9 protein-coding genes are annotated in these 11,275 nt (G+C 72.8%); 4 read left to right on the top strand and 5 right to left on the bottom strand.

Annotated elements, in window-relative coordinates:
• Nucleotides 1–64 precede the first annotated feature (64 nt).
• A complete protein-coding gene (locus tag GKC29_RS26605) occupies nt 65–1,903 on the bottom strand; it encodes a hypothetical protein (protein ID WP_155334358.1) in 1,839 nt (612 codons plus the stop codon).
• Between the two features lie 229 nt (nt 1,904–2,132).
• Here GKC29_RS26605 and GKC29_RS26600 point away from each other — a divergent pair, with 229 nt between their 5' ends.
• Nucleotides 2,133–3,422: a PQQ-binding-like beta-propeller repeat protein gene (locus GKC29_RS26600; protein WP_155333419.1), complete on the top strand. Its 1,290-nt coding sequence runs from the start codon at nt 2,133–2,135 to the stop codon at nt 3,420–3,422.
• Nucleotide 3,423: 1 nt separating this feature from the next.
• Here GKC29_RS26600 and GKC29_RS26595 read toward each other — a convergent pair whose 3' ends face one another.
• Entirely contained in the window at nt 3,424–4,620 is a 1,197-nt protein-coding gene (locus tag GKC29_RS26595; protein ID WP_155333418.1) for a peptidase C39 family protein, read from the bottom strand.
• A gap of 132 nt (nt 4,621–4,752) precedes the next feature.
• On the opposite strand from GKC29_RS26595, the gene GKC29_RS26590 reads away from it, so the two are divergent.
• Nucleotides 4,753–5,421, top strand: a complete 669-nt coding sequence (locus GKC29_RS26590) for a response regulator transcription factor (RefSeq protein ID WP_155333417.1) — start codon at nt 4,753–4,755, stop codon at nt 5,419–5,421.
• Entirely contained in the window at nt 5,418–6,590 is a 1,173-nt protein-coding gene (locus GKC29_RS26585) for a cell wall metabolism sensor histidine kinase WalK (RefSeq protein WP_155333416.1), read from the top strand. The genes GKC29_RS26590 and GKC29_RS26585 overlap by 4 nt, the downstream gene beginning before the upstream one ends.
• Before the next feature lie 136 nt (nt 6,591–6,726).
• On the opposite strand, the gene GKC29_RS26580 is transcribed toward GKC29_RS26585, so the two are convergent.
• The 3 genes from GKC29_RS26580 to GKC29_RS26570 form a co-directional block, all read right to left on the bottom strand.
• Nucleotides 6,727–7,398 carry a response regulator transcription factor gene (locus GKC29_RS26580; RefSeq protein ID WP_155333415.1) on the bottom strand — a complete coding sequence of 224 codons (672 nt, stop codon included), beginning with the start codon at nt 7,396–7,398 and terminating at the stop codon, nt 6,727–6,729.
• A 148-nt stretch (nt 7,399–7,546) separates the two neighbouring features.
• A complete protein-coding gene (locus GKC29_RS26575; RefSeq protein WP_155333414.1) occupies nt 7,547–8,935 on the bottom strand; it encodes a hypothetical protein in 1,389 nt (462 codons plus the stop codon).
• Nucleotides 8,932–9,474, bottom strand: coding sequence for a SigE family RNA polymerase sigma factor (locus GKC29_RS26570; protein ID WP_155333413.1), 543 nt, complete (start codon nt 9,472–9,474; stop codon nt 8,932–8,934). The genes GKC29_RS26575 and GKC29_RS26570 overlap by 4 nt, the downstream gene beginning before the upstream one ends.
• Before the next feature lie 454 nt (nt 9,475–9,928).
• Between GKC29_RS26570 and GKC29_RS26565 the strand changes: the two genes are divergently transcribed.
• A complete protein-coding gene (locus GKC29_RS26565; protein ID WP_155333412.1) occupies nt 9,929–11,194 on the top strand; it encodes a hypothetical protein in 1,266 nt (421 codons plus the stop codon).
• Nucleotides 11,195–11,275: the final 81 nt, after the last annotated feature.

Genomic DNA, 11,275 nt, shown 5'->3' with positions numbered 1-11,275 from the left:
CGGCGCGGCGCCGTTAGGAAGGGACCCTTTTACTACCGCAGGCGTTAACAGGGGGCCCTTCCTTTCACCGCACCAGGGGGCGGACGTCCCAGAGCCAGACGTCGTCGACGCGCTGCGGCGGGCCGAGCAGGGCGGTCATCAGGTCGCGCAGCACCGCCTCCCGGGGGTGGGCGCCGAGGACCACCACCGAGGCCCGCCAGAACCGCAGGTCCTCGACCGCCTGCCGGCGGTGCTCGTCGGTGACGTTCGGCGTGGCGTTGCGGTCCATCGTCGTGTAGACGAGCGTGCTCGTCGGGCGGTTCGGCGCGCCGAAGACGCCCTCGCCCTTCTCGTTGGGGCCGATGAAGTAACCGCCCGGGATCGGGAAGGCCTGCTGGGTCAGCGCGCTCCAGCGCAGCGTGGGCAGGCCGTGCACGTTGCTCGGGATCGGCACCGGCACCAGCGTCCGGCCCTCCGGAACGTACGGGCGCCAGCCGCCCGCGGTGATGAAGTGCGGCGGTGGCTCGACCGGCTGGGCGGGCAGCGGACGCGGGAACAGCGGCAGGACGGCGAGCGCGATGGCCGCGTACCCGATCGGGCGCAGCCAGCGCCGTCGCGTCGCCCGGCCGCCCTCGCCGGTGCGGGGGGCGGGCACCGGCGGACGGCCGGCGCCGGACACCGCTTCCCAGGCCACGGCGAGCAGGACGCCGACGGCGGCCACCACCACCAGGCTCAGCCGGGTCGGCATCATCATCTCGACCAGCGGCACGTCGTCGGGGATGTACGCCCACGGGCCGTCGGTCCCGGTCTCCACGCCGTCGAAGCGGATCTTCGGGCCGAGCGACGCCACCGTGAACAGCACCGTCAGCACGGCCAGGATGCGGACGGTCACGGACCGGGCGGCCAGCAGCACCAGGGCCACCGCCGCCAGCACGACCAGCGGCCAGCCGAACCAGGTGTTCTGCTCGGTCAGCCCGATCGTCCGTTCCACGGCCTCGTCACCGGCGATCGTGTCGCGGGGGAAGGTGACGAACGCCTTCAGGTCCTCGCCCCAGTTGTGGAAGACCCCGCCCTGCAGACCGCGGTAGGACTGTGGACCGTTGAACTGGAACCAGATCGGGTACGCGGTGAGCAGCAGCGCCAGACCGCCGCCGGTGCCGAGCGCGGCGGCGAAGGTGCCCGCCTGCCGCCACGCGGCCCGGGGCCGCATCGCCGCGTACGCGACGACGACGACCAGGCATGCCAGCGCCGTCAGCAGCAGCATCTCCTCGTTGACGAAGATCTGGTACGCGACCAGCAGGCCGAGCACGACGCCGTTGCGCCGCCACCGGCCCGGCTCGCCCAACCGCATCACCCGCAGCACGATCAGCGGGAGCAGGAAGTTGGAGACGAAGTTGGGTTGGCCGTTGGCGTGGTGCACGATCCCGGGCGCGAAGCCGAGGAACGCTCCGCCGACGAACGCCGCCGCCCGCGACCGCACCAGGTGGCGCGACAGCACCCAGTACGCCGTGGCGGCGGTGGCCGAGAGCGCGGCGCCGAGGTAGAGCGCGTACATCACCTGCGGGCCGACCAGCATGGTCAGCGGCGCCAGCGGCAGGGTCACCCCGAGCAGCGAGGTGTTCGCCATCATGTTGACCCCGTCCGGGGCGTTCTGGCGGCTGGTGAAGAGCGGGTTCTCCAGGTGCCGCACCGAGTACGCCCCGTGCGAGAACAGCCACTCGAACCAACTGTGGTCGGTCGGCAGGTGGGAGGAGACGCGGTTCTGCACGTCCACCCAGTAGTTGAGGCAGACCAGCACGCCGAGCGCGACGTAGACGCCGACGGCCAGCACGTCGGCGCGGGCGGGCCGCCACCGGGCCCCGCGCGACGACGGCGCCGCGGCGGGCTCGGTAACGGTCTTCAACGAGGGGTGAACCACCGGCACAGCCACGACGCGCCATCGTACAGGTGGGATCCGCCGGAATTGCCGTCCCCGTACGCGCCTGGCCGGATTGCCGGACGGTGATTCGTGCCGCGCCGCCGGGTGACGCGGGCGGGCCGGTGCGACGGGCCGGGACCGGACGGACTGGACGGACCTGTTGCGCATACGCTTCCATCGCCGGCAGAGCCGGAGCCGGGATCCGGCGCGGACGGCCGCCGGGAAGGGGTGTCGGATGACCCTGATCGACCTGGGTGATCTGCGCGACGCCGAGCGACCCGAACCGCCCGCCCGCCGGCCCCGGCCGCCCGCCAACCGGCTGCCGGGCTTCCTCGCGGTGCTGCTGCTCGCCCTGCTCACGCTTGCCGCCGCCACCCCACCGCCCGGCCGGGTCGCCGTCGTCGTGCCGGCCCGGCTCGGGGTCGACCGGCTCGTCGCCGGGAACCTGCTGCTCGTGGTGGACCCGCCCAGCCGGGAGCGGACGCCGCGGTCGATGGCGGCGTACCGGCTGCCCGGCGGTGAACCGGCGTGGCGGGCGCCGCTGCCGGTGGACGGCCGGTTCTGGGGTGTGTCCGCTCGGGCGGACGACCTGCTGCTGATCAGCGGGTACGAGGTGCCGCCCGAGGGCCGGGGCACGGTCACCGTCGCGCTGGACGCGGCGACCGGGGCGTACCGCTGGCAGCAGCCCGGCGCGGCGCTGGGGGTGAGCGGCGGCGGCCTACTGCTGGAGGACTTCAGCCGGGAGGGCCGGGGCACCCTCCGGGCCGTCGACCCCTGCTGCGGTACGCCGCGGTGGACGGCCGACGTGCCGGCGGGAGAGGTCGGGTACCGGTTCACCCCCGACGGAATGGACCGGGTGCTCCTCAGCGATCCCCGGGGACGGGTCGAGGTACGGGACGCCGTCACCGGCGCTGTCCTCGTCGCGGCCGACCTGTGGTCCACCGCCGAGCGGCCGTACCGTTCCACGCAGATGGTGGGGGACCTGCTGGTGACCATCGGGGGTACGCCTCCGGTGATGACCGCGTACGGGGTCGACCGGTTGGACCGCCGGTGGCGGGCGCCGGTGCCGGACGCGTCGCTCGTGCTGGACTGCGGTGGCGTGATCTGCGGCCAGACGCGGTCCGGGACGCTGTGGGCGGTGGACCCGGCGACCGGCCGTCCGCTGTGGACCCGGCCGGGCTGGGACACGATGTGGGCGGCTCCCGGGCGGCTGGTCGTCGTCCGGGTCCCCGGTACGGGCACCGGGCCGGCGGACCTGGCGGTGCTCGACCCGGTCACCGGCCGGGTCCGGGCAGAGCTGGGCAGGTGGGAGTTCGCCCAGCAGGAGCCCGGTCACGGCCGGCTGCTCGCGGTCCGTCCCCACCCGGCCGGAGGGCCGCTCGTCGCCGAGATCGACGCGGCGGCGGCCATCGTCCGGGTGCTCGACGTGCTACCCGAGGCGTCCGGCGACTGCCACGCGATTGTCGGCGGTGTGTTGTGCCGGCGGCCCGACAGCTCCATCGGGCTGTGGCGGCTGCGCCGCTGACTCACCAGTTGGCCTGGGCCGGCGGCACCGGCAGCGGCACCTCGGGCGGGCGGACGACGTACGCGACTCCACCGCTGCCCGACTGCCAGGCCCGGGCGAACGCGTGGCGGCCCACGATGCGGCGTACGCCCTCGTCGTCCGGGGCGTACGGGTCGTTGAGCACCGGGTCGCCGCCGGCGGTGAACCCGACGAGCACCACGAGGTGCCCGGCGGTGTCGTAGTCCAGCCCGGGGACCTCCCCGGCGCGGAACGAGGCGGAGACGATCAGCGGGACACCGGCGGCGACGAACGCCTCCGCCTCGGTCAGTGACCGGAGCCGCGTGACGAACGCGTCCATTCCGTGCACCCCGGCGTACGCGGTGTTGAACGGCCAGTTCCCGGTGCCCGCGTACGCGTGGTCGAAGCAGTGCCGGGCGGCGTGCACCACCACCGGCCGGGGGTCGGGCGGCGTCACCCACGCGTAGCGCTCCGGCGCCGGTTCCGCGCCCCAGTACGCGAGGACCATCGACGTGCAGGTCGGGCTGCACCAGGAGTCGCCGCCGCCGGCCCACTGGGGGTGGGTGTCGGCGTGGACGCGCTGGGAGTAGCGGGGGACGTCGAGCACGGTGCCCCAGGCAGGGCCCGGGGTGTCCGCCCCGCCCGGCGCCGGGCAACCGTCGTACGGTGGGGACGCCGGGCCGGTCGCGACCGCGCCGACGGTACGCAGGACCGGCCCGGCCACCGCGTCGTCGGGTCGGAGCAGGGTCACCCGGAGCTGCCAGCCCGTCGCCGTGGTGGACAGCACCAGGGTGTCGGTGTCGACCGTGGCCACCGCGTCCCGCTGCCCGGGGATCGAGGTGCGGCGGACGGCGTGGTCGTCGGCGGCCCACTCGGCCAGCACGTACCACCTCGTGGCCGGCGCGCCGTCGTGCCAGCCGCGCAGCTCGATGCGGAGCCAGCCGTCGCCCGGGGTGTCCGCCGTCCACGAGGGCACCACCTCGCGGACCCCGAACCCGGTCGGCACCGGCGGTGAGGTCCAGCTCCCGGCGGCGTACCGCCGGACCCGGCCGTCCGGGCGGCGGTGCGACCCGCGGTCGGCCCCGCCGTCGAGCACCAGGCCCCGGTCCGTGCCGCGCAGCCCGGTGGCGGTGCCGAGGTGCAGGTCGGCCGGGAACCGGAAGCTCCGGTAGGCGACGTCCCGTCCCGCCGTGTCGGTCATGGCACCACCGTTCCGTTGCTCGTTGCCGGCAGCATCGCGTACGCCGAAGGTTTTCTGCAACCGGGACCGGCGCGGACCAGGGCTTGGCGGCCGGCACTAGGTTGTCGGGTGGTCGGGCGCGAGGAGGCCGGGATGCGGGTACTGGTGGTCGAGGACGAACGCAACCTCGCCGACGCGATCGCGCGGGGGTTACGCAAGCGCGGCATGGCGGTGGACGTCGCGTACGACGGCGACAGCGGCCACGAGATGGCCTTCGTCACCCGGTACGACGTGGTGGTGCTCGACCGGGACCTGCCCGGCGTGCACGGTGACCAGATCTGCGCCGAGCTGGCCGCCTCGGGTGCGCTGACCCGGGTGCTGATGCTGACCGCGAGCGGGACGGTCGCGGACCGCGTCGAGGGGTTGCAGTTGGGCGCCGACGACTACCTGCCCAAGCCGTTCGCGTTCGACGAACTGGTCGCCCGGGTGCAGGCGCTCGGCCGGCGCGCCACCCCCGCCGCCCCGCCGGTGCTGGAGGTGGCCGACCTGGTGCTCGACCCGGCCCGCCGGGTGGCCACCCGGGGCGGCGTGCCGGTCGACCTGACCAACAAGGAGTTCGGCGTGCTCTGCGAACTGCTCAAGGCGCGCGGCGCCGTCGTCTCCAGCGAGGAGCTGCTGGAACGGGTCTGGGACGCGAACACCGACCCGTTCACCACCATCGTCCGGGTCACCGTGATGACGCTGCGGAAGAAGCTCGGTGATCCGCCGCTGATCGAGACCGTGGTCGGGGCGGGCTACCGCGTCGCCGAGGCGGCGTCATGACGCGCGGTCGCCGGCTGCGGCCCACCCTGCGACTGCGGCTCACGCTGCTCAACGGCGTCCTGCTGGTGGGCGCCGGCGCCATCCTGGTGCTGCTGGCGTGGCTGCTGGTCCGCGACGCGCTGCGCCCCACCGACGAGTTGCTCCCCGGCACCACGGTGGTGCTGGCCGACGGCCGGTCCCTGGACGCCGCGCAGTGGCAGCGGCAACTGGTCGACGCGGCGAGCCGGGAGCTGCTGGCGAAGGGCCTCGCCGCGCTGCTGGCGATCGGCGTCGTCGGCGTGGCCGGCGCGTACGCGGTCGCCGGGCGGGCGCTGCGGCCGCTGCACCAGGTGACCGCCACCGCCCGGCGGCTCGGCGAGACCACCCTCGACCAGCGCATCGGATACTCGGGGGCGGACGACGAGGTCGCCGAGCTGGCGCAGACCTTCGACGCGATGCTCGACCGGATCACCGCCGCCTTCGAGGCGCAGAAGCGGTTCGTCGCCAACGCCTCGCACGAGCTGCGGACTCCGCTCGCCGTGATGCGTACCGAAATCGACGTGACGCTCAGCGACGACGAGGCGGACCCGGCCGAGTACCGCCGGATGGCCACCGTGGTCCGGGACGCCTCCGAACGCGCCAACGGGCTGGTCGACGCGCTGCTGGTGCTGGCCCGCAGCGAAGCGCAGGCCGGCCGCCGCCTCGCCCGGCGGACGGAGTGCGACCTGGCCGCCGCCACCGCCAACGCCCTGACAGCGGTACGCCGGGAGGTCGAGCGCATCGGCCTGCGGGTGCAGACGTCGCTGGAATCGGCGCCGGTGGTCGGTGACCCCGGGCTCCTCGACCGGCTCGCCGGCAACATCATCGAGAACGCGGTCCGCTACAACCACCTGCACGGCCGCCTCTGGGTGCGGACCGGGTCGGACGGCCGGCGGTCCTGGCTGGTGGTGGGCAACACCGGTTTCGAGGTGGACCAGGCCGACGTGCCGGGGCTGTTCGAGCCGTTCCGGCGGGGCGGTCGGGAGCGGACCGGCGCCCGGGGCTCCGGACTCGGGCTCTCCATCGTGCGGGCCGTCTGCGACGCGCACGGCGGCACGGTCAACGCGATCGCGCAACCGGGCGGCGGCCTGGAGGTGACGGTGACGCTGCCGGCGGCGGACGTCGGGCCGGACCCCGACGCGACGCTGTGACGGCGACCGGTGATCGTGTCGCCACGGGGCTGCGGGTCGTCCGGCCGCGATGTGAAGATGTACCCATCCCGGTGCGGCGGCACAACCGGTTGCGCTTTGACACTAGTTACTCCAGCCGCACCAGGCGTCCCAGTCCTCAGATCCAGCCCCGTTCCTTGGCTCGTGCGGCGGCCTGGAAACGGTTGGCAGCACCGAGTCGGGACATGACGTGAGCCACGTGGCGGTGATAGGTGCGCAGCGATACGCCCATTCGCCGTGCCGCCACCGAATCCTTGTCCACACTGGACATCAGGCTCAGAACTTGCCGCTGTTCATCGGTCGGCTGAGATTCGCAGGCCAGTTCCAGATCGGTCGCCCGGTCCCACGCCTGCTGAAAGAGGTCGGCCAGGGCGGCCACCACACCGGGCTCGGTGAGCTGAAGCGCGGCAGCGGCGTAGGTGTCTGGGACGGCGGGCACGAACGCGTAGGTGCGGTCGATGATGACCATCTGCTGGACGGGGACGTCTGCGACGCGATGGAGGTCGCCGGCCCGGTGCAGCACGAGAGAGTAGTCCAGGTAGCCCGGCGTGGCCAGCACCGATCGCGGCAGGATCGTCCGCCACGACGAGCCGGCGGCCAGCCAGTCGAGATAGGTGGCTAGGCGGGCCGGGTCCGGAGCCTTGCGTTTTGGGCTGTGCACGGTGAGGACCGAATACGCACCACCCGCCAGTTCGCGAATTCGAGCCTCGACCTCCCTGAGGGTGTTGAATCGCTCGACGCCAGGCCGAGCCTCCGCAGGCTCATCCGCTGCTGAGACCCTGATGTCCATCGCGACCTCCCAACGGCATTCTGCCGCAGCGACGACAGCTCGTGGTCGTCACCGAGTCACTGGGTGGCCCGCACCGCCAGCCTTGACGGCAACTGGCAGGGAGCTCCCTTGCCTAGGGTGCTGAGCTGTTATAGAAGTGCCGGCCGGATCAGGGGGCGGCGCGGGCGTGCCAGCCGAGTCGTCGACGGCGCAAGCGCCGCAGCAGCGTCAGCACGGGCAGGGCCACCACGAGCACCACGACGAACCCCACGGCGAGCAGCCAGAACGGCAGCGGCCCGTGGTCGGGGCGGCCGGACCCGCGTACCGCGCCGTCGATCGCCAGGTCGGCGGCGACCGTCAGGTCGGTGATGCCCTCCGGAGTGCGGAAGAGCACCTCCGGCGCCGTTGCTCCCCGGCGCAGCACCACGAGTTCCACCCGGTCCGTTCCCGGCTCGTGATACGGGCCCCAGGCGATGTCGTGGTCCTCCGGCCGGTCCACCGCCTCGGGACCGGGCACACCGGCCAGTGCGACCGCCTCGTCCGCCGAGCGCCAGCCGAGCAGTTGAACGAACGTGCGGGAGCGCAGCGGCGGGAACGCTGCGCCGGCCTGCGGTGCGCCGTCGACGATCGACCGGGCGGCCAGCGTCCAGGTACGCGGGTAGGCGGGCACCGGGCAGTCGGTACAGGTGGACCGGTCCAGGACCGCCACCGCACGCCCGTCCGGTAGCCAGGCCCCGGCCCCGCCGAGCCGCCCGCCGGTCAGCGGCAGCTTCCGGTACGGCTCCGCGACGCCGTCGGCACCGGCGTCGGCGACCCGGGCGAGCCAGATCTCGTCACGGACCTGGAGGGCCAACTCGCCGCTGTCCGGTGAGAGCGCCGCCGTGCGTCCCGGCGGAATCCAGGCCGTGCCGACCGGAACTCGCAGGACGTCCTTCCCGACCTCCCGGTCGTAGACACCGACGTACGGGGTGGTGTAGGTGTTCGGCGGGGTGAAGGCGTCGTCGTCGGCGTAGACAAGTCGCTCGCCATCGGGCGCGAACGCGAGCGGGTAGCCGTCCGTCCGGTCCGGGGTGAACCGCCCCGATGTCAGGTCCAGCAGGGACGCGCCGACCCAGGCGTACCGGCCGTCCGGAGAGAGCAGGGCATCGAAGCCCGGGGTGACCGGCCCGGCGTCCAGCACCCGGTATCGGTCGGCGTCGGCGGCCAGCACGCCCATCCGCGTCTCGAACCAGTCGGTACGCACAGCCGGGCCGCCGAAGAGCATCGCCGCCGCACCGGGTGCCGAGTCCCGCACCGAGGCGGTACGCAGCGGCGGGGCGACGAGTCGGTTGGGCAGGCCGGGGGCGTCGAAGCGCGGAGCGGCGGGCGCCGGCAGGGCCACCGGGTGCAGCGCGTACCCGGTGCCGAGGAGCAGGACCAGGACGGCCAGCGCGCCGGCGACGGTGGACCGGCGACGCCGGTGCCGGGTCCGCGCCGCGTCGAAGAGGCCGTCCGGTACGCGTGCGGGCGGCAGATCGTCGGCGAGGCGACGCAGCGCCTCGCTGAGCCGGGGGGTCATCGGGTCACCTCCAGGGGGCTACGGCCGACCAGCTCGGCCAGCTCGGGGGCGAGGACGCGCAGCCGCCCGAGGGCGTGCCGGGTCTGGCTCTTCACGGTGCCGACTCGACAGCCCAGCAAGGCCGCCGTCTCGATCTCGGTGCGGTCCTCGTAGTAGCGCAGGACCAGGACCGCGCGCTGCCGCACGGTCAGCCGGGCCAACGCCGCCCGGAGCACCAGCCGCAGGTCCGCGTCCTCGTCGGGGCTGGCCCGCTCCGGCGGCGCTCCGCCCAGCCGCTCCGGCGGGCGGGACCGGAGCCACCGCCACCAGCTCGCCGCCTGCGTGTAGAGCACCCGGCGCAGGTAGGCGGCCGGGTCGTCAAGCCGTTCCCAGCGCACCGCGACACGGGCCAGCGCCACCTGCACCAGGTCCTCGGCGTGGTGCCGGTCGCCGGTCAACAGGTACGCGAACCGGGTCAGCCCGGCGGTCTCGGCCCGGACGAAATCGGCGAAGCCGTCCCGGGCACGGTCCTCAGTCGTCAAGCGGATCGCCCTCCTCATCCGGACAGACGCCGGGCGGACCCGCAACGGAGGGAACCGCTGCCCACAATGCTCAGGTCGTCCTCGACTCGCCAGTCGCGGCGAGCAGTCAGTTCGTTGTCTCTCGAACCCGCCGTTGCCGTACAGGCCGTGTTTCATAAGCCTCGTCAGAGCCACTCGTTGGTCGTGGTGATGTGCACGGTGGCGTGGTAGTGGATAGCGAGTTGACGCCCCTATGGATGTCATGCAGCCGATGGCAGGCTGTGCTTCGGTTTTCGGGCGATGGGTTCGTGGACCTCATTTGGCTGTCACCGCACCTGCACGGTGGCAGTTTTCTGCCATTCGCCACCGTTGATCGTACGCGTCGCAGGTGTCTACGTTGGGTCTGCGCGGCCGCGCCGTCCACGATCCCTCTATGCTCGGAGTTCGCATGAGATTGCGTATAGCTGCGCTCATCAGTACTGCTCTGCTACTGGTGACCTTGGCCCCGGCCGCCGCGCAGGCCGGGACCTACGTCTTCGAGGAGGCGGAGTTCGTCTCGCCAACCAGTATCGCGTTCGAGACCGCGGCCCCGCCGACCGGCGAGGCCACCCAGCAGATCCTCGATGGCGCTGAGAGCGTCCAGTCGCTTATCGAGACGTCCTCCGGCGATTACACCGGCGTCGAGGTCACCGACACAGGACTGGCCGTCACGCTGCCCGACGGGCTGGACATCCAGGCCCGCGCCGCAGAAGCCGATGCCGTGACCACCGCCCAGATCAGGTTCCGGCACGGCGACCGCAGCCGCGCGCAGATGTACGACGTCAAGAACCAGATCGAGGACATGATCGACGCCGGGCTGCACCGCGGCACGCTGCGCGGTGTCGGCGCCGACCCGTCGCGGGGCGTGGCCATCGTGTACCTGTCGGAGCTGGACTCGGTTGCGCTGCGGACCGAGCTGAAGACCCGGTTCGGCAGTGCCGTGGTGTTCCGCGAGATGCCCGAGATGAAGACCCTGACCGAGGAACGCTCCCGCGACAGCGCCCCGCACTATGCCGGAGCCGGCGTGCGCCTGTGGAACGACCCGCACACTGGTGAGCGCGGCAGGTGCTCGACCTCGTTCGCGGTGGCGCTCAGCGGCAGTCGTTATCAGCTGACCGCCGGGCACTGCCTGCCGGGCGGGACGAACTACCCGGACCTGTGGGCGGCGACGTTCACCTCGGCGACCAAGCCGGCCGCCGAGTACTACTTCGGCACCAAGCACACCACCACTTTCGGGGGCGAGTTGGGAGCACCGACCCAGGGCTCCGCCCACAAGTACGGCGACTGGGCGCTGATCAACGGATCCACCTACAGCCCACGCGTCTACAACTGCCCGGTAGGGACGGGCTATTGCAGTTCCCTGCCGGTCGGCGGCGCGAGCTACGGCACGCCGGCTGTCGGCACACAGGTCTGCACCAGCGGACTGACCACCGGTCAGACCTGCCGCCAGTTCGTCACCGACCCTGATTGGCACGGCGTGGTTCAGGGCGTTGTCCTTTCCCACATAACCGTCGTGCAGCACGCCACCACCAGCGGCTATTGGGACTGTCAAGGCGTTCGTCCGGGAGACTCCGGCGGGGCCGTCTATCAGGGCATGGGCAACGGGAGTGTCCGGGCCATGGGCATCATCAGCTTCGGTGACGGCTGTATCTCCGGCTACACACGCCTGTCCGGCGTGCGAGCCTGGAACAATGGCGTTTCTGTGGTGACCGCCGGATAGGCCCACCAGTTCGCAGCGGCCCGGTGGCCGCCGTGCCACGCGCTCGGCGGCCACTTATGGGTAGGAAGCAGTATTTCGAAG

This window comes from Micromonospora sp. WMMC415 (assembly GCF_009707425.1).
Classification (GTDB): Bacteria; Actinomycetota; Actinomycetes; order Mycobacteriales; family Micromonosporaceae; genus Micromonospora.
This window is presented reverse-complemented; position numbering and strand designations above follow the sequence as displayed.